Origin of the sequence: Rhodococcus sp. As11 (assembly GCF_048957735.1) — a bacterium.
Taxonomy (GTDB): Bacteria; Actinomycetota; Actinomycetes; order Mycobacteriales; family Mycobacteriaceae; genus Rhodococcus; species Rhodococcus gordoniae.
The window spans coordinates 14,409-33,789 of the sequence record NZ_JARDJE010000018.1 but is presented as its reverse complement, the minus strand read 5'-3'; the positions used below and the strand labels follow the sequence as shown (position 1 = coordinate 33,789).

General features: G+C 68.7%; 11 protein-coding genes. All 11 read left to right on the top strand.

The genetic code is table 11. From position 1 onward, the window contains the following. Window positions 1-58: 58 nt before the first annotated feature. The 11 genes from glf to pks13 all read left to right on the top strand — a co-directional run bounded on the left by glf (window position 59) and on the right by pks13 (window position 19,378). Window positions 59-1,279 carry a UDP-galactopyranose mutase gene (gene glf, locus PV766_RS19450; protein ID WP_016931438.1) on the top strand — a complete coding sequence of 407 codons (1,221 nt, stop codon included), beginning with the start codon at window positions 59-61 and terminating at the stop codon, window positions 1,277-1,279. Beyond that, entirely contained in the window at window positions 1,276-3,213 is a 1,938-nt protein-coding gene (locus PV766_RS19445) for a glycosyltransferase (protein ID WP_421097675.1), read from the top strand. Before glf ends, PV766_RS19445 begins: the two co-directional genes overlap by 4 nt. Window positions 3,214-3,259: 46 nt before the next feature. Continuing rightward, window positions 3,260-3,757 carry a phosphatase PAP2 family protein gene (locus tag PV766_RS19440; RefSeq protein WP_016931440.1) on the top strand — a complete coding sequence of 166 codons (498 nt, stop codon included), beginning with the start codon at window positions 3,260-3,262 and terminating at the stop codon, window positions 3,755-3,757. Then, window positions 3,754-4,659 carry a decaprenyl-phosphate phosphoribosyltransferase gene (locus PV766_RS19435; protein WP_016931441.1) on the top strand — a complete coding sequence of 302 codons (906 nt, stop codon included), beginning with the start codon at window positions 3,754-3,756 and terminating at the stop codon, window positions 4,657-4,659. Before PV766_RS19440 ends, PV766_RS19435 begins: the two co-directional genes overlap by 4 nt. A 4-nt stretch (window positions 4,660-4,663) precedes the next feature. Continuing rightward, on the top strand, window positions 4,664-6,625 hold the full coding sequence (gene zomB / locus PV766_RS19430) for a flagellar motor control protein ZomB (protein WP_303660422.1): 1,962 nt from the start codon (window positions 4,664-4,666) through the stop codon (window positions 6,623-6,625). A 267-nt stretch (window positions 6,626-6,892) separates the two neighbouring features. Then, window positions 6,893-7,903 carry an alpha/beta hydrolase gene (locus PV766_RS19425; protein ID WP_026002714.1) on the top strand — a complete coding sequence of 337 codons (1,011 nt, stop codon included), beginning with the start codon at window positions 6,893-6,895 and terminating at the stop codon, window positions 7,901-7,903. 258 nt (window positions 7,904-8,161) lie between these two features. Beyond that, the gene (locus tag PV766_RS19420; RefSeq protein ID WP_016931444.1) at window positions 8,162-10,078 is read left to right on the top strand and encodes an alpha/beta hydrolase-fold protein; all 1,917 of its coding nucleotides are present in this window, start codon (window positions 8,162-8,164) and stop codon (window positions 10,076-10,078) included. 195 nt (window positions 10,079-10,273) lie between these two features. After that, on the top strand, window positions 10,274-10,831 hold the full coding sequence (locus tag PV766_RS19415) for a DUF732 domain-containing protein (RefSeq protein ID WP_421097674.1): 558 nt from the start codon (window positions 10,274-10,276) through the stop codon (window positions 10,829-10,831). A 27-nt stretch (window positions 10,832-10,858) separates the two neighbouring features. Continuing rightward, the gene (locus PV766_RS19410) at window positions 10,859-11,818 is read left to right on the top strand and encodes a cutinase family protein (protein ID WP_064064501.1); all 960 of its coding nucleotides are present in this window, start codon (window positions 10,859-10,861) and stop codon (window positions 11,816-11,818) included. 685 nt (window positions 11,819-12,503) lie between these two features. After that, window positions 12,504-14,393 carry a long-chain-fatty-acid--AMP ligase FadD32 gene (gene fadD32, locus PV766_RS19405; RefSeq protein WP_064064502.1) on the top strand — a complete coding sequence of 630 codons (1,890 nt, stop codon included), beginning with the start codon at window positions 12,504-12,506 and terminating at the stop codon, window positions 14,391-14,393. Window positions 14,394-14,446: 53 nt separating this feature from the next. Then, complete coding sequence (pks13, locus tag PV766_RS19400) at window positions 14,447-19,378, top strand: polyketide synthase Pks13 (RefSeq protein WP_016931448.1); 4,932 nt, start codon at window positions 14,447-14,449, stop codon at window positions 19,376-19,378. Window positions 19,379-19,381 lie beyond the last annotated feature (3 nt).

Below are 19,381 nucleotides of genomic sequence, written 5' to 3'. Positions count from 1 at the left end.
TCGGCCGCGATGGACCGAGAGGGCACCCCCACGCGGGAGTCGCATACCCTGGTCTCCCGTGACTGCTGCATCAGCGCCCCAGCCCTCCACCGGTGAGTACGACCTGATCGTCGTCGGCTCCGGATTCTTCGGACTGACGATCGCCGAGCGCGCGGCCACGCAGCTCGGCAAGCGAGTGCTCGTGATCGAGCGTCGCCACCATCTCGGTGGCAACGCGTACTCCGAGCCCGAGCCGGAAACCGGTATCGAGATCCACAAGTACGGTGCCCACCTTTTCCACACCTCCAACAAGCGGGTGTGGGACTACGTGAACCGGTTCACCGAGTTCACGAACTACCAGCACCGCGTCTTCGCGATGCACAAGGGCCAGGCCTACCAGTTCCCGATGGGCCTCGGGCTCGTGGCGCAGTTCTTCGGCCGGTACTTCAGCCCCGAGGAAGCACGCGCCCTCATCAAGGAGCAGGCCGCCGAGATCGACACCGCCGACGCGAAGAACCTCGAGGAGAAGGCGATCTCCCTGATCGGCCGCCCGCTGTACGAGGCGTTCGTCCGCGACTACACGGCGAAGCAGTGGCAGACCGACCCGAAGGAACTGCCCGCCGGCAACATCACCCGGCTGCCCGTCCGCTACACCTTCGACAACCGCTACTTCAACGACACCTACGAGGGCCTGCCGGTCGACGGGTACACGGCGTGGCTCGAGAACATGGCGGAGAACGAGCGGATCGAGGTCCGGCTCGACACCGACTGGTTCGAGGTGCGCGACGAGGTCCGTGCCGCGAGCCCGGAAGCCCCCGTCGTCTACACCGGCCCGCTCGACCGCTACTTCGACTACTCCGAGGGCCGGCTCGGATGGCGCACCCTCGACTTCGAGACCGAGGTGCTGCCCACCGGCGACTTCCAGGGCACCCCGGTCATGAACTACAACGACGCCGACGTGCCCTACACCCGCATCCACGAGTTCCGGCACTTCCACCCCGAGCGCGACACCTACCCGACCGACAAGACGGTCATCATGCGTGAGTACTCGCGTTTCGCCGAGAACGACGACGAGCCGTACTACCCGATCAACACCCCCGAGGACCGCGAGAAACTCAACGCCTATCGCTCCCTCGCGAAGAAGGAAGCCGCGGACAACAAGGTGCTCTTCGGTGGCCGGCTCGGCACCTACCAGTACCTCGACATGCACATGGCGATCGCGAGCGCGCTGTCGATGTTCGACAACGTCCTCGCCCCGCATTTCGACTCGGGAGCGCCCATCGCCGGGGACGCCTCGTGAGCGCCGCCGAGCACGCGGCCGTCGCGAAGCACGAGGCGGCGAGTGCCCCCGCCACCGAGGACGAACTGCTCGGCCGGTCGCTGCTGCAGCGCATCATCCTGCCGCGCCCGGGCGAGCCCCTCGACGTGCGCACGCTCTACCTCGAGGAGTCGCCCACCAACGCGCGTCGCGCCCACGCGACGAGCCGGACGACGCTGGCGATCGGCGCCGAGTCCGAGGTGTCGCTGTGCACCTACTTCAACGCCTTCCCGGCGAGCTACTGGCGTCGCTGGAGCACGCTCGGCTCGGTGGTGCTGCGACTCGAACTCACCGGCCACGGCCGCGTCGACCTGTACCGCAGCAAGGCCGACTCGAGCCGCATCCACGTCACCGGCCGCGAGTTCCGCGGGTCCGACACGGTCGTCGAGATCGACGCCGACCTGGGGCCGTTCGAGGACGGCGGCTGGCTGTGGTTCGACGTCACCACCGACAGCGACGTCACGCTGCACGCCGCCGGCTGGTACGCACCTGTCGAGGCGCCCGGACGCGCCTCGGTCGCAGTGGGCATCCCGACCTTCAACCGCCCTGCCGACTGCGTGAAGGCGCTGCGTGCGCTCGCGTCCGACCCGCTGGTGATGGACGTCGTCGACGCCGTCATCATCCCCGACCAGGGCACCCGCAAGGTGCGCGACGAGGCCGACTTCGCGGAGGCCGCCGAACCCTTCGGCGACCGTCTCGTCATCCACGACCAGGGCAACCTCGGTGGCTCCGGCGGCTACAGCCGCATCATGTACGAGGCGCTGAAGACCACTTCCAGCCCGTACATCCTGTTCATGGACGACGACATCGAGATCGAACCCGACTCGATCCTGCGCGCGCTCGCCCTGTCGCGATTCGCGAAGAAGCCCATGCTCGTCGGCGGGCAGATGCTCAACCTGCAAGAACGCAGCCACCTGCACACCATGGGCGAGGTCATCCACCGCTCGAACTTCATGTGGGGTGCCGCGCCGAACGTCGAGTACGACCACGACTTCTCCACCAAGCCGCTGCGCGACCGGGAGAACTCGAAGCTCCTGCACCGACGCATCGACGTCGACTTCAACGGCTGGTGGATGTGCATGATCCCGCGTGTCGTCGCGGAGGAGATCGGCCAGCCCCTGCCGCTGTTCATCAAATGGGACGACGCCGAGTACGGCCTGCGGGCACGGGAGGCCGGCTACCCCACGGTGACGATGCCCGGCGCCGCGATCTGGCACATGGCGTGGAGCGACAAGGACGACGCCATCGACTGGCAGGCGTACTTCCATCTGCGCAACCGGCTCGTCGTGGCCGCGCTGCACCAGCACGGCGACGCCAAGCCGATGGTGCTCGACACGATCAAGGCCACGATCAAGCACCTCGTGTGTCTCGAGTACTCGACGGTCGCGATCCAGAACAAGGCCATCGAGGACTTCCTCGCCGGTCCGGAGAACCTGTTCGACCTGCTGCCGCGTGCCCTCGGCGAGGTGCACGCGCTCCGGAAGAACTTCCCCGACGCCGTGGTGCTGCCGTCGTCGACCGAACTGCCGATGGCATCCGGCGCCGAGGTCGGGGCCGTCGGACTGCCCGAGGGTGCGGTCGCGAAGATCAGGCGTCTCGCGAAGGGTGTGCTGCACAACGTGCGCCCCGAGAACCGCGAGCACCACGAGCGGCCGCAGCTGAACGTGCCCACCATCGACGCGCGGTGGTTCCTGCTCTCGCAGGTCGACGGCGTGACGGTCACCACGGCGGACGGTCGGGGTGTCGTCTACCGTAAGCGCGACCGTGCTCAGGCCCAGGCCCTGCTCACCGAGGCGCTCAGGCTGCGACGCGAACTCGCGCGCCGGTTCCCCGAGATGAAGAAGCGGTACCGGGACGCGGTTCCCGCCCTGACCAGCAAGGAGGAGTGGGAGCGTGTCTTCGGAATCGGCAACTGACCCCGGCACTGCGGCTGCACGTCACTGGAAGAGCACCGACACCGAGGTGCGGGTGCTGCAGACCGTCCAGGCCACCGCCGGTGCCGTACCCGCAGCGACGACGATCGCCCGCGGCATGTCGCACTTCGGTGAGCACGCCCTCGGCTGGATCGCGATCGGCGCCGCCGGTGCCCTCGTCGACCGTCCCCGTCGCCGGAAGTGGGCGAGCGTGGCGGTCGGCGCGTTCGGTGCCCACGCGGCATCCGTCGTGATCAAGCGGGTCGTGCGCCGTCCGCGACCGGTGGACCCGACGGTGCAGGTCAACGTGTCGACGCCGAGTCGGCTGAGCTTCCCCTCGTCGCATGTGACGTCCACGACTGCGGCGGCGGTGCTGCTCGCCCGCGCCACCGGGCTACCCTTTCCCGCGGTGCTCGTGCCGCCCATGATGCTGTCCCGCCTGGTGCTGGGCGTGCACTATCCGACGGATGTACTGGCGGGGGCCGCGCTGGGTGCGGCATCCGCGGCCGTCGTGGCGCGGGCCGAGACGAAGTGGGGAGATCGATGAGCGAGGAACCGGCACCCGTCAAGGAGGCGCCCAAGAGTCTGGGTGCCGGGATCGTCAAGGCGGTCCGCCCCCGGCAGTGGGTGAAGAACGTCCTGGTGCTCGCGGCGCCGATGGCGGCCGGTTCGGTCACCCAGGTCGACGTGCTGTTGCCCGTCGCTCTCGCCTTCGTCGTCTTCTGCATGGCCGCCTCCGGCATCTACCTCGTCAACGACGCGATGGACGTCGAGGCAGACCGCGCGCATCCCACCAAGCGGTTCCGGCCCATCGCGGCCGGTGTGCTTCCGGTGCGACTGGCCTACATCCTGGCGGTGGTGCTGCTCGTCGGCTCGATCGCACTGTCGTTCCTCGCGAACTGGCAGCTCGCCGCCGTCATGGCGGTCTACATCGGCATCCAGCTGGCGTACTGCTTCGGACTCAAGCACCAGGCCGTACTGGACATCTGCATCGTCTCGTCGGGCTTCCTGATCCGGGCCATCGCCGGTGGTGTGGCCGCCGAGATCCCGCTGTCGCAGTGGTTCCTGCTGATCATGGCGTTCGGCTCACTGTTCATGGCGGCGGGCAAGCGCTACGCCGAGTTGCGCCTCGCAACCCGGACCGGTGCGAAGATCCGCAAGTCGCTCGAGTACTACACCGAGACCTACCTGCGGTTCGTGTGGACCGTGGCCGCGACCGCCGTGGTGCTCTGCTACGGCCTGTGGGCATTCGAGCAGGACAATGTCGCCGGGTCCAACTGGTACGCCATCTCGATGATCCCGTTCGTCGTCGCCATCCTGCGGTACGCGGTCGACGTCGACGGGGGTGAAGCCGGCGAACCCGAGGAGATCGCGCTGCAGGACCGGGTGCTGCAGTTGCTCGCGGTGGTGTGGATCCTGGTGGTCGGCGGTGCTGTCTACCTCTTCTGACGTCGTGCGCGACGTCCACGACAGCGAGGCCGGACCGTCCCGTACGGTCCGGCCCGTTCGGCATGACCGCTTCGCCGGCGGTGTGTTCGCCGCGGGCGTGATCGTCTCCGCGCTCCTGATGTTCTGGGGAGCATGGGAGCGGCGCTGGATCGCCGACGACGGGCTCATCGTTCTGCGGACCGTGCGCAACCTCCTCGCCGGCAACGGACCGGTGTTCAACGCGGGGGAGCGCGTGGAGGCCAACACCTCCACGGCGTGGACGTACATCGTCTACGCGGGTGGATGGCTCACCGGGATCCGCCTCGAATACGTGGTGCTCGCGATCGCTCTCGTGCTGTCGACGAGTGCGATCGTCCTCGCGATGGTCGGCGCGGCGCGCCTGTACCGGTGGCGGCTGCGGGCGGCCTCGGGAACCGTTCTGCTCCTGCCCGCCGGTGTCCTCGTCTACATCGCGGTGCCCCCGGCCCGCGACTTCGCGACCTCGGGCCTCGAATCCTGCCTGGTGATCTGCTGGCTGGCTCTGCTGTGGCTGCTCATGGCCAGGTGGGCGACCCCCGCACCGGGGGGCAATGGAAGGCTGCCGGGCACCGCGCAGATCCTCGCCACCGCCTTCGTCGCCGGGCTCGGCCCGCTCGTGCGGCCCGAACTCGCGCTCGTCGCCGTGCTCGTCCTCGCGGTGTTGTTCCTCGCACCCGGACTCGACCTGCGCATCCGGATCGCGATGGTCGCGGTGGCCGGGGCGATTCCGGTCGGTTACCAGATCTGGCGCATGGGCTACTACGGGCTGCCCTATCCGAACACCGCGGTAGCCAAGGACGCCGGCGGCGCGAAGTGGTCGCAGGGCGCCGAATATCTCGGCAACCTCGTCTCGCCGTATCTGCTGTGGCTGCCACTGCTGTTCCTCGTGCTTCTCGCCGCGCTCGTCCTCCTCACCAGCCGCGACGCCACCGGCCGTGACGCCGCCGGCCTCACCGCCGGTGCCGCACGGCCCGATCCGCGCGACGTGCGGGCCACGATCTTCCGGGTCCAGAATCTGCTGCGCACCCCGACCGCCGTCGTCGTGCTCTTCCTCGGGTCCGGTGTGGTGCTCGCGCTGTACTCGCTTCGCGTGGGCGGCGACTTCATGCACGGCCGCGTCCTCCTGCCGCCGCTGTTCTGCCTGCTCCTGCCCGTGGCGGTCGTCCCTCTGCGGATCCCGGACCGGGCGGAGATCGGCAACAACCGGCCGACGCAGGTCGCGGGCGTGCTGGCCGTGCTGTGGCTCGGCACCGTCGTGTGGACGGCCGCGGCGGCCAACACCACCGGCATGACCGAGGGTGCCGTCGTGGGCCGGTCCGGCATCGTCGACGAGCGCGCCTTCTACGCCCTCAACACCGGGCATCGGCACCCCATCCGGGCCGAGGACTATCTCGATTACCCGCGTATGCGGGCCATGGTCGAGGCCATCTCGAACACCCCGAACGGCGGTCTGCTGCTGCCCACCCCGTCCTACGATGCGTGGGACGTGGTGCCGCCGCCCGAGCCCATCCCGCCGGGCGGGGCCGGGCACACGGTCTTCTTCCTGAACCTGGGCATGACCAGCATGAACACGGGGCTGGACGTGCGGGTCGTCGACCAGATGGGTCTGGCCTACCCGCTCGCCGCGCACACCGAGCGTCTCGAGGACGGGCGGATCGGGCACGACAAGATCCTGTTCCCCGACTGGGTGGTCGCCGATTCGGGCATGGTCGACGTCCATCCGTGGTTGCCCGGCTATCTCGACGAGGACTGGGTGGCGATGGCGAAAACCGCGCTGACGTGTCCCGAGACCCGGGAGATGATCGACTCGTCGAGCGCCGAACTGACGTGGCAGCTGTTCAAACGGAACCTGCGCAACGCCGTCGAGTACGCCTCGTACCGGATCGAACGGGTGCCGGAGTACGAGCTCCAGCGCTGTGACCTGCCGATGCCGCCGCCGCGGAGGTGACGGACGGAACCGAGATCGACTTGGACCCTCACCTGTTGTCTCGATAGGATCACGGCGCATCACGGATGAGTTACTTTCCGGCAGCGTCGCCTTGACCTACGAGTCAAGAGGTGCCCAAGAGCTGTTGAAACCGAGGTTTGTCAGAGATCACGCGGTCCTTTACAGTTTTGACCGCAGTGTGACTTGGGGCGGCCTTCCGCGGCCGTCTTCGCCGGAATCCGGGGGACGCGAACGCGGACGCCGCAGACGAGAAAGAGAGCATTGTTCATGCGTTTTGTCCCGAGGTTGAGGCAGGGCCTTCGCCGGCGACTGCTCGGTACCGCCGCCGCAGCTCTGGTCCTCCCCGTGGCTGCCGGCCTCGTCGGAACCACCGCCGCGGTCGCCGCGCCGGCGCAGGGAGCGCCGGTGTCCCACCGCGCGCCTGCAGGGGGCTTCGAAGAGGTCTTCGTCGACTCCGACATGGGTCCGATCAAGGTTCAGATCCAGTGGGCTGCGCGCGGTGGCGACGCGGCTCTCTACATGCTCGACGGCCTGCGCGCTCGGGACGACGTGAACGCCTGGACGTTGGAGACGAACGCCCTGCAGCAGTTCTCCAACGACAACGTCAGCCTGATCATGCCGGTCGGCGGACAGTCGAGCTTCTACACCGACTGGTACGCGCCGTCCAACCTGAACGGCCAGGATGTCACCTACAAGTGGGAGACCTTCCTGACCCAGCAGCTGCCCGACTATCTCGCCACCCGTGGCGTGTCGCGCAACAACAACGGCATCCTCGGCCTGTCGATGGGCGGTTCCGCCGCTCTGACGCTGGCCGCCTACCACCGCGACCAGTTCAAGTTCGCGTCGTCGCTGTCCGGCTACCTCAACCTGTCGGCTCCCGGCATGCGTGAGGCCATCCGCGTGGCGATGCTCGACGCCGGCCGGTTCAACGTCGACTCCATGTGGGGCCCGCCGTGGAGCCCGGCATGGCTGCGCAACGACCCGTTCGTCTTCGCTCCGAAGCTCGAGGGTCTGTCGCTGTACATCTCGGCCGCCAGCGGTCTGCCCGGCGAGCACGACAACCCGCAGGGCTTCGTCGGCTACTACAACACGGCCAACGGTATGGCTCTCGAGGCACTGTCCCTCGCCCAGACCCGCGCCTTCCAGCTCAAGCTGGCCACGCTCGGTATCCCGGCCACCTTCGACTTCCCGGCGCGCGGCACGCACGCGTGGAAGTACTGGGAGGATCAGTTGTGGAAGGCGCGCCCGCAGATCCTCGAGGCGCTGAACGCGTTCTGATCTCCGGTCCGCACTGCTGGTAAGGACGCCGCCCACCCACCGATCCGGTGGGTGGGCGGCGTCGTAACTTTCTGCAACAATTTTCTCACCTGTCACAGCGCGGCACCCTCGATTCGGGGTGCCGCCGGTGTAGAAACAACAGTCGGGACTCCGGTACCCCGAGTCGGCACACCCAGCCGGGACGCCCTGCCACTGCCGCCGTCGCGGTTCATCCGAAGCCGCACCACGGCAGGAATCCGGCAACGCAGAAAGTGAGCGATGCAGATGCGAACTGAGCTCGAGCACGGTGAGCGACGGACAGGGCCGGCCAGGAGAGCGGCTCGCAGTGCGGGTGCGCGGAGCGGCAGATCCCGTGCGCTCGCCCTGATCGCGGCGGCCCTCGTCGCACCGGTCGCCGCGGGACTGACCACCGTGTCGGTGGCCACCGCCGACCCCCTCATCGCCCAGTCCGGCCCGACGAGTACCGCCGGCGCGACCGTCCGCACCGTCGACTGGCTCACCGACCGTCGCGTCGCCCTGTGGATCGACTCGCCGTCGATGGGCACGCCGATCCAGGTGCAGCTGCTGCTCGCGCGCGACTGGAACAGCAAACCCGACGCGAAGTTTCCCTCGGTGTACATGCTCGACGGCATGCGGGCGCGCGACGACGAGAACGGATGGACGCTCGAGACCGACGCGGAGGCCTTCTTCGCCGACAAGAACGTCAACGTCGTCCTCCCGGTGGGCGGCCAGTCCAGCTTCTACTCCGACTGGGTCGACCAGAACAACGGTCAGAACTACAAGTGGGAGACCTTCCTGACGAAGGAACTTCCCCCGCTCCTCGAACGCGACTGGCGCACCACCGACAAGCGGGGCGTCGTCGGCCTGTCGATGGGTGGCACCGCCGCGATGTTCCTGCCCGCCCGCAACCCGGGCTTCGCGCAGTTCGCGGCGTCGCTGTCCGGCATCCTCACCACGACCACCCTCGGCATGCCCGAAGCCATCCACTACGCGATGCAGGACGCCGGCGGTTTCGACTCGGAGGCGATGTGGGGTGCGCCCGGCTCCGAGGGCTGGGAGTCGCACGATCCCTACCTGCTCGCCGACAAGCTCAAAGGCGTGAGCCTGTACGTCTCGAGTGGCAGCGGCACCACCGGCCCGTACGACGATCCGTCGGGCATCCCCGGTGTCAGCACCAACTACGCCGGCATGGGCCTCGAGATCCTCTCCCGCCTCACCTCGCAGGCGTTCGCGACGAAGCTCGAGAAGCAGGGCATCCCCGCCCAGATCGTGTACCGGCCGTCCGGCACCCACACGTGGAAGTACTGGGAGTTCGAACTGCACCAGCTGTGGCCGCAGCTCGCCAACACCCTCGGCGTCGGGGTCGACAAGCCCGAGTGCAACCCCACCGGCGCATTCGGCGACGTCGCGAAGGCGAACGCCTGGCTCGGCGACTGCCTCACTTCCGAATACGGCGTCGCAGGCGGCACGGTGCAGGACTTCCGCTTCGGGCGCGTCTTCTCGTCCGAGGGCACGACCGTGCCGGTCGCGGGTGCGATCGGCGGCGCCTACCAGGGGATGGGCGGTCCGGCCGGGCAGCTCGGTTTCCCGACCACCGAGGAACGCGTCGCTCCCGACGGGCGCGGACGCTTCAACCACTTCCGGAGTGGCGCGATCTACTGGACGCCCGAGCACGGTGCCCACGCGGTCCGCGGCAAGATCTTCGAGGAATGGAAGAACCAGGGCTGGGAGGGCGGCCCCCTCGGTTATCCGATCCTCGACGAGGCGGCGACGCCCGACGGGCGGGGCGCGGTCCAGGGCTTCGAGATCGGCGCCATGTACTGGAGTGAGGGCACCGGCGCCCACGCGGTGCAGGGCATGATCCTCGGCAAGTACGCCGAACTCGGCTACGAGACGGGTGTCCTGGGTTACCCGACGACCAGCGAGCGCCCCGCAGGGCGCGACGGTCGTGCCAACGAGTTCCAGCACGGACACGTCTATTGGAGCCCGCTCACCGGTGCCTGGCCGGTCCGGGGCAAGATCCTCGAGGCCTGGCTCGCGGAGAAGGGCGCCGAGGGGCGCCTGGGTCTGCCGATCAGCGACGAGTTCCCGGCCGAGAACGGCAAGGGTGTTCAGCAGAACTTCCAGAACGGCTTCATCACGCTCGACGGCGACGAGGTGAAGCTGCAGCCGTAACCGATCGCGAAGCGGGTCGGCTCGTGTGGCTGCCGATCGCGAAGCGGGTCGGCTCGTGTGGCTGCCGATCGCGAAGCGGGTCGGCCCGTGCGACCGTGGGAGGCGGGACGCTCCTACCGGCCGCACGGGCCGCTCTGTAGCCTGGGGCGCATCTGACCCAGTTCGACCGACATCCGGATGTGAGGACCCCACCACATGCCTGCACGGACCCGCTCGCGCTCGACCCGCGTCCTCGGCGCACTCGCCGCGGCACTGACTGCCACGGCCGTTCTGTCCGCGTGCGGAAGCGACGACTCCACCGCGACGAACACGCCGACGACGTCTGCCACCACCGAGACCTCGACGTCGACCTCGACATCCGCGGCCGAGACGTCCACGTCCACCGGCGCTGCCGCCCCGGAGACCACGGACGACGCCGACACGAGCGATGCGTCCCCGGCCGCGCCCGGCGCCGAAGGCGACACGGGAGCCGGTCCGGGTGCGGCACCCGCTTCCACGCCCGGAGCGCAGGCTTTCCTCGACGGCCTCCGTGAAAAGGGTGTGGAGCCCAGCGACGAGACCGGCGCGGTGAACATCGCCGACTACATCTGCAGCGCCCAGGCGCAGGGTGGGTCGCCGGACGAGATCAAGGTGTTCGTGACGGCACTCGTGGGTAGTGATGCTGCAGCCGGTGGTGTCGAGTTGTCGGAGGAGCAGGCCTCCTCGACGGCCGACACCTACATCGCCGTCGCCGGCGCGACGTACTGCAACTAGAACCAGGAAGCGCGGGGACAGCACGAGATGGTCAGGACGAAGCAGCGTCGCGGACGCAGAATCGTGGTCGTAGGGGCGCTGCTCGTCCTGGCGATCGTGCTGGTGCTCTGGTATCTGCTCGCAGGGCGGTTGGACATCCCCTCGCCGATCCCCACCCCGCCGGGGCCGGAGGAGCCGCAGTCGCAGCCGGCTTCGTGCCCCGACGTGCAGGTCGTCGCCGTGCCGGGCACGTGGGAGTCCGCGGTGGGCGACGATCCGTACGCTCCGGCCGCCAATCCGTACTCGCTCATGCTCAATGTGACCAGGCCGCTGCAGGAACGTTTCGACGCCCAGCGCGCCGACGTCTACACCGTGCCGTACGTCGCGCAGTTCTCGAATCCCATCGCTATTCCGCCGGACGGCCAGCAGTCCTACAACAACAGCCGTAGCGAGGGCTTCGCGGCGACCATCGACATCCTGGCGCGACGTTCGGCCGAGTGCCCGCTGACCACCTATGTGCTCACCGGTTTCTCGCAGGGCGCGGTGATCGTGGGCGACGTCGCCGCGCAGATCGGCGCCGGTAACGGTCCGGTTCCCGCCGATCGGGTCCTCGGTGTCGCGCTCGTCGCCGACGGTCGCCGCGACGGGGTCTCGGGTACCGATATCGGTGCGCCCGTCGCCGGGGTGGGGGCCGAACTGTCGCTCGACGGTCTGCGACTGCCGGGCATCACCATGACCGGCGCGCGCCCCGGGGGTTTCGGGGAGCTCGACGACCGCACCGTCCAGATCTGCGCGCCCACCGACAGCATCTGCGATGCGCCGCCGAACGCGCTGAATCCCGCGAACTGGATGTCGGCCGGTCCGCGTCTGCTCGAGTACGTCAACAATCCGATCCACGCGATGTACAACACCTATGTGGTGGACGAGAACGGCACCACCGCGACGCAATGGATCGCGAACTGGGCGGCCGAGAAGATCGACGGCGCACCGCAACCCGCCGAAGAGTGAGACGGCGGCGCCGCCGGTGACCGGGGTGGTTGCACCCTGAGTGAGCCTTCCCACATATTACTCGTCAGTAGTGTTCGATCTCACCACCCGGTACACTCGGTCGACGGGCTGCCTTTAGACTCATCCCTCGGCTGCGTGCCCGGCCGTCCGGGATCGTGGCGCACGACGACTGCCACAGGAGAAGAGGTTCATGGTGCCAGCGACGGCACGGCGAACGGCCGGCCCCCTCCGGGGGTGTACCGACGGCCCGCGACGGGGAATGATCCTTGTCACGAGCTCTCGTATCGGTCGGTCGTACGTATCCGGGCGCCGTTCCTGGGCAGATGAGGGCGACGGGCTGCACCGCCGGCCGGTACCGGCGCCGAAAACCCGCCGCACACAATCGGATCGTGCGCTCGTCTCGTTCGACGGGCGCGGAATGTGTGCGTGAAGACGACCATGTCGTATCTTTGGGTTTCCCGTAAGCACGGGGAATCGTTCCCTCCCGGCGACCGCACTTCGCGAGGGTGCGCGTGATGCCGATCTGTAACATATCCGTGATCTGGGGTCGATGGACACATTCGACGAGTGGACCGCCGGAAGCCGTGGGGGGCGGTGTGGGTACGACGATCCGCCGGCGCGGAGGAAAAGTTAGTGGCGCAACCATGTCGAGTGGTTGTGGGATCGCTTCGACAGGGAGAAGGAATTGAGCGTCGGGTTCGAAGAGTTCATCGATGAGAACGGGCGGATCAGGCTGCCGGAAGGGCAGACCCTGCTCGATCACCTCGAAGAGAACTTCGCTTCAAACGGTGACGACCTCGCCTACCGGTACATCGACTACTCGCGGGAACGCGATGGCGAGGTACACGAGCTGACCTGGGACCAGTTCGGCGTGCGCATCAAAGCCATCGCCGCGCGCCTGCAGCAGGTCACCGCTCCCGGCGACCGCGTCGCGATCCTCGCTCCGCAGGGGCTCGACTACGTCGTGTCCTTCTTCGCCGCGATCTACGCCGGCACCATCGCGGTGCCGCTCTTCGATCCCGACGAGCCCGGCCACACCGATCGACTGCACGCCGTTCTGGGCGACTGCACACCCAGCGCGATCCTCACCGCCACCTCGTCCGCGGCCGGCGTGCGGCAGTTCTTCCGTCCGCTCCCCGCAGCGCAGCGTCCCCGCGTCATCGCCGTCGACGCCATTCCCGACGCGGTCGCCGAATCCTGGAACCGGCCGCCCATCGGCACCGACGACATCGCCTACCTGCAGTACACCTCCGGTTCGACCCGCGTTCCCGCCGGTGTCGAGATCACCCACCGGTCGGTGCTCACCAACGTCATCCAGATGGCCGACTCCATCGAGCTGAACGAGTCGTCGCGCGGCGTCACCTGGTTGCCGCTGTTCCACGACATGGGTCTGCTCACCGTGATCCTGCCCGCGGTCGGCGGCAAGTACATCACCATCATGAGCCCGCGTGCCTTCGTGGCCCGCCCGAGCCGCTGGATCCGCGAGCTCGCCGCCGTCTCCGACGGCGCCGGCACCTTCGCCGCCGCGCCGAACTTCGCATTCGAGCACGCCGCGGCCCGTGCGGTCCCCAAGCCGGGTGAAGAACTCGACCTCAGCAATGTGATCGGCCTGATCAACGGCAGCGAGCCTGTCACCACCTCGTCGATGCGCAAGTTCAACGAGGCATTCGGCCCCTACGGCCTGCCCCGTACGGCGATCAAGCCGTCCTACGGCATGGCCGAGGCCACGCTGTTCGTCTCCTCCACCCGTCACAGCGACGAGGCGAAGGTCATCCACGTCGACCGCACCGCCCTCAACGCCGGCCGGATCGTGCGTGTCGAGCCCGACGCCGAGAACGCCATCCCGCAGGTCTCCTGCGGCTACGTCGCGCGCAGCCAGTGGGCCGCGATCGTCGACGCCGAGACCGGCACCGAGATGCCCGACGAGCAGGTCGGCGAGATCTGGCTGCACGGTGAGAACATGGGTATCGGTTACTGGGGCCGCAAGGAAGAAACCGACAACACCTTCCACAACCGCATCACCAAGCGCCTGCCCGAGGGCAGCCACGCCGAGGGCACCCCGGACGACGGCACCTGGCTGCGCACCGGCGACTACGGCGTCTACATCGACGGCGAGCTCTACATCACCGGTCGCGTCAAGGACCTCGTGATCGTCGACGGACGCAACCACTACCCGCAGGATCTGGAGTTCTCCGCGCAGGAGGCCAGCTCCGCGCTGCGCCCCGGCTTCGTGGCGGCCTTCGCGGTGCCGGCCAACCAGCTGCCGCGCGAGGTCTTCGACAACGACGCCTCCGGCCTGCAGTTCGACGCCGACGACTCGTCGGAGCAGCTCGTGATCGTCGCCGAGCGCGCTCCCGGTGCCGGCAAGGCCGATCCGCAGCCGATCGCCGACGCGGTGCGGGCAGCGATCTCGTCCCGGCACGGTGTCACCGCGCGCGACGTGCTGCTCGTGCCGGCCGGTTCCATCCCCCGTACGTCCAGCGGAAAGATCGCGCGGCGGGCGTGCAAGACCGCATATGTCGAGGGAACGCTGCGTGGTGGCTACCAGCAGCAGGCCTTCCCGGACAGCGTGTGAGAACGAATGTCCTCTTTCCCGGGTAGCGTGGTGGGTTGATGTCTGACACTGAAATGACGGTCGCGCAGCTGCGCGAATGGCTGCGCAACTGGATCGCCGACGCGACCGGCCAGCCGGTCTCCCAGATCTCGGACGATCGTCCGATGGAGGAGTTCGGTCTGTCCTCCCGGGACGCCGTCGCCATGGCGGGTGAGATCGAGGAACTCCTCGGTGTCACGCTGAACGCGACGATCGCCTACCAGCACCCGACGATCGCGTCCCTCGCGACGCGCATCATCGAGGGCGAGCCCGAGGCCCCCGCCGACGACGACTCCGCCCTGTACACGGTCGGTGCGGTGGCGGGTTCGAAGGACATCGCCATCGTCGGCCTGTCCACCCGTTTCCCGGGCAACGTCGACACCCCCGAACAGATGTGGGAGCTGCTGGCGTCCGGACGCGACGGCATCAGCGATCTGCCCGAAGGCCGCTGGTCGGAGTTCGAGAACGACCCGGCGGTGTGGGAGTCGATCCGCAACGCCAACACCAAGGGTGGCTACCTCGGCGACGTCAAGGGCTTCGACGCCGAGTTCTTCGCGATGTCGCCGCGCGAGGTCGAGATGGTCGACCCGCAGCAGCGTCTCGCGCTGGAACTCACCTGGGAGGCGCTCGAGCACGCACACATCCCGCCGAGCGAGCTCAAGGGCGGCTCGGTCGGTGTGTTCATCGGCAGCTCGGCGAGCGACTACATGCTCCTCGCGGTCGGCGACCCGTCCGCAGCGCATCCCTACGCGCTCACCGGCACCTCCACCGCGGTCATCGCCAACCGCGTGTCGTACTTCTACGACTTCCACGGCCCGTCGGTCACACTCGACACGGCGTGCTCGTCGTCGCTGGTCGCCGTGCACCAGGCCGTGCGGGCGCTGCGCAACGGTGAGGCAGATGTCGCCCTCGCCGGTGGCGTCAACATGCTGCTCGCCCCGGCCGGCACCCTCGGCTTCGACGAACTCGGCGTGATGGCCCCCGACGGCCGCATCAAGGCGTTCTCCGCCGACGCCGACGGCATGATCCGCGCCGAGGGCGGCGGTCTCGTCGTGCTCAAGCGTCTCGAGGACGCCGAGCGCGACGGCGACGACATTCTCGCCGTCATCGCCGGTTCGGCCGTCAACCAGGACGGCCGTTCCAACGGTCTGGCCGCCCCCAACCCCGAAGCTCAGGTCGACGTGCTCCGCCGCGCCTACCGCGACGCGCAGATCCTGCCGTCCGGTGTCGACTACATCGAGGCGCACGGCACCGGCACTGTGCTCGGCGACCCGATCGAGGCCGACGCGCTCGGCCGTGTCGTCGGCCGCAGCCGCGAGGACGACAAGCCGGTCCTGCTCGGCTCGGCCAAGACCAATTTCGGTCACCTCGAGTCCGCCGCCGGTGCGGCCGGTCTCATCAAGGTCGTTCTCGCGATGCAGAACGACCGGCTCCCGCCGACGCTCAACTACACGGCGCCCAACCCGTACATCCCGTTCGACAGCGCTCATCTGAAGGTCATCCCCGAGGGCGCGACGTGGCCGCGTTACACCGGCCGGGCCGTCGCGGGTGTGTCCGGATTCGGTTTCGGTGGCACCAACGCCCATGTCGTGGTGCGCGAGTACACCGGCCCCGCCCATCTCGAAGCCTCCGAGGCCGAGGTCGAGGTGCTGCCCGAGGACATCCCGGCAGCCTTCGAGGAACAGACGGAGGAGAAGCCCGAGACTGCTCGGGAGCTGCCCGTGCTGCTCGCCGTCTCGGCCGCGATGCCGTCACGCCGCCGTCGTGCGGCCGCCGACCTCGCCGACTGGCTCGAGACGGAGAAGGGCAGCACGACGCCGCTCGTCGACGTCGCCCGCACGCTCGCGCGCCGCAACCACGGCCGGTCCCGCGCGATCGTCGTGGCGAGCAACCACGGTGAGGCCATCGCCGGTCTGCGTGCCGTCGCCGCCGGTAAGCCCGCACAGGGCGTGTTCACCGCCGACGCTCCCGCATCCAAGGGCGCGGTGTGGGTGCTGTCCGGTTTCGGTGCCCAGCACCGCAAGATGGCCAAGCAGCTGTACCTCGAGAACCCGGTCTTCGCCGCGGCCGTCGACGAAGTCGACGAGCTGATCTACGACGAGTCGGGCTACTCCATGAAGGAGAAGTTCCTCGACGACGGTCAGGACTACGACGTCGAGACCGCGCAGGTCGGCATCTTCACGATCCAGATCGGTCTCGCCGCGCTGCTGCGTCACCACGGCGCCGAGCCCGCCGCGGTCGTCGGTCACTCGATGGGTGAGGCCGCCGGCGCCTACATCTCGGGCGGACTGTCGCTCGAGGACGCCGTGCGCGTCATCTGCTCGCGCTCGCGTCTGATGGGTGAGGCCGAGTCCGGCCTGACCGGCGACGACATCCGTCTCATGGCCCTCGTCGAGTACAGCGCCGCCGAGATCACCGACGTGCTGCCCGACTTCCCGCAGCTCGAGGTCTGCGTCTACGCGGCGCCGACCCACACCGTCATCGGTGGCCCGCAGGAGCAGGTCAACGCGATCGTCGCGCGTGCCGAGGCAGAGGAGAAGTTCGCCCGGGTCCTGCAGACCAAGGGCGCGAGCCACACCTCGCAGGTCGATCCGATCCTCGGCGAGCTCGCGGCCGAACTCGCCGGCATCGAACCGCACCGCCTGAAGGTCGACCTGTACTCCTCGGTCGACCAGGAGACCCTCTACCGCGCAGGTCACGACGGTATCCACGACGTCGAGTACTGGACCAAGGGCATGCGCCACAGCGTGTACTTCACCCAGGCGATCCGGCAGGCCCTGTCCGACGGGCACACCACCTTCGTCGAGCTCAACGCGAACCCTGCGACGCTCATGTCGGTCGCGGCGACGGCCTTCGACGCCGGTGTACAGGACGGCCAGTTCATCCAGACGCTCAAGCGCAAGGAGGACGAGTCCCTCGGCGTCCTCGCCGCCCTCGCACAGCTGTACGTGCACGGGCAGGCGGTCGACCTGAAGACCCTGCTGCCGGAAGGCGATTACGCCGACCTGCCGCGCACCGCCTTCCTCCGCAAGCCGTACTGGGTCGACGCCCGTATCGGCACCTCCGGCAACGGCCGTGCGCCCGGCGCCCGGGTCGCCCTGCCCGACGGCCGCTACGTCTGGGAGGTGCAGGCCTCCGCCGTCACCGACACGGCCGAGCTGCTCGTCGCGGCGGCCTCGCAGGTGCTGTCCGATGTCACGCTCACCGCGTCCATCCCGCACACCGGCGTCCCCGCGACCGGCACCCTCACCACGACTCTCACCCGGCATCCGGGTGGCGCGTCGCTGCAGGTGCACGCGAACACCGGCGACGGTTTCACGCTCGTCCACGAGGGTGTCGTCACCTCCGGTGAGCCGCTGCCCGCACCCGTCGCGGCTGCTGCGAAGCCCGCCGCACAGGCCGAGGAGCTGCCCGAGGTCGTGGAGTCGTTCGGCGACAAGTGGGATCCGAACGGATCACAGACCCTCGACGACCGCCTGACGCTGATCGTCGCCGAGTCCATGGGCTACGCGCCCGAGGACCTGCCGGCCGAGATCCCGCTCATCGAACTGGGTCTCGACTCACTCATGGCCGTCCGAATCAAGAACCGCGTCGAGTACGAGTTCGACATCCCGCAGCTGCAGCTGTCGGCGGTCAAGGACGCGAGTCTGCGCGACGTCTCGAAGTACCTGCGGTACGCCGTCGAGAATCGCGAGGAGGTCGCGCAGCTCGCCGAGCAGCAGGCCGCCGAGAAGGCAGCCGAACGGGCAGCCACTGCAGAACGGGACGAGCTCCCGCAGGTCGAGGACACCACCGCGGTGGGCGAGGCCGAGCAGATCCTCGCCGAGGCCGAAGCACAAGCCACGGCCGAGGCAACGGCAGCGACCGAACCCGAGCAGGAGTCGAGCGGAGTCGACGTGCCGCCGCGCGACGCCGCGGAACGGTTGACCTTCGCCTCCTGGGCGGTGATCACCGGCAAGTCGGCCAAGGGCATCTTCAACCCGCTGCCGAAGCTCGACCGCGCCGACGCCGAGCGGCTCGCCGCCCGGCTGACCGAGCGGTCCGAGGGCGAGATCACCGTCGACGACGTGCTCGCCGCGTCGACCGTCGAGCAGCTCGCCGAGACCGTGCGGCAGCACCTCGAATCCGCCGACCGCATCGACGGTCTGGTGCGCACGCTGCGGCCCCGCGCCGAGGGATCGGACGCCGTGCCGGTCTTCGTCTTCCACCCCGCGGGCGGATCGACCGTCGCGTACGAGCCGCTGCTGCGCCGCCTGCCGGCGCGCACCCCGGTGTTCGGTTTCGAGCGCACCGAGGGTCCGATCGACACCCGCGCCCAGGCGTACCTGCCGCTCGTCGAGGAGATCCAGGGCGACGGGCCGTATGTGCTGTGCGGCTGGTCGCTCGGTGGTGTCCTCGCCTACGCGGTGGCCCGTCTGCTGCGTGAGAAGGGCAAGGACGTGCGTCTCGTCGGTCTCATCGACACGGTCATGGCCGGTGAGAAGGTCGAGGACACGCCCGAGGAGATCCGCAAGCGCTGGCAGCGTTACTCGGCGTTCGCGAAGAAGACCTACGGGATCGACGCGCCGCTGCCCTACGACCTGCTGGCCGAGGCCGGCAGCGACGAGGAGCAGATCGGCATCCTGATGGGGCTGCTCGAGTTGAGCGGAGCGCAGATCCCCGGCGGCATCATCGAGCACCAGCGCACGTCGTGGCTCGACAACCGCGCAATCCAGACCGCGGATCTCGCGCCCTACGACGGCAAGGTCGTGCTGTACATGGCCGACAAGTACCACGACGACGCGATCGATCTCGAGCCGGCCTTCGGCACCCGGCAGCCCGACGGTGGGTGGGGCGAGGTCGTCGGAGATCTCGAGGTCGTACACGTCGGCGGCGATCACCTGCAGATCGTCGACGAGCCGTACATCTCGAAGGTGGGGGAAGACCTGACCCGCAAGCTGGCCGACATCGAGGCCTCGAGGAGCTGAACG

What these genes read in the sequence shown, in the direction of transcription:
- PV766_RS19435 (WP_016931441.1), top strand. Translation starts at nt 3,754, where the DNA reads ATGAGCGAGGAACCGGCACCCGTCAAGGAGGCGCCCAAGAGTCTGGGT.
- PV766_RS19425 (WP_026002714.1), top strand. Translation starts at nt 6,893, where the DNA reads ATGCGTTTTGTCCCGAGGTTGAGGCAGGGCCTTCGCCGGCGACTGCTC.
- PV766_RS19420 (WP_016931444.1), top strand. Translation starts at nt 8,162, where the DNA reads ATGCAGATGCGAACTGAGCTCGAGCACGGTGAGCGACGGACAGGGCCG.
- PV766_RS19415 (WP_421097674.1), top strand. Translation starts at nt 10,274, where the DNA reads ATGCCTGCACGGACCCGCTCGCGCTCGACCCGCGTCCTCGGCGCACTC.
- PV766_RS19410 (WP_064064501.1), top strand. Translation starts at nt 10,859, where the DNA reads ATGGTCAGGACGAAGCAGCGTCGCGGACGCAGAATCGTGGTCGTAGGG.
- pks13 (WP_016931448.1), top strand. Translation starts at nt 14,447, where the DNA reads ATGACGGTCGCGCAGCTGCGCGAATGGCTGCGCAACTGGATCGCCGAC.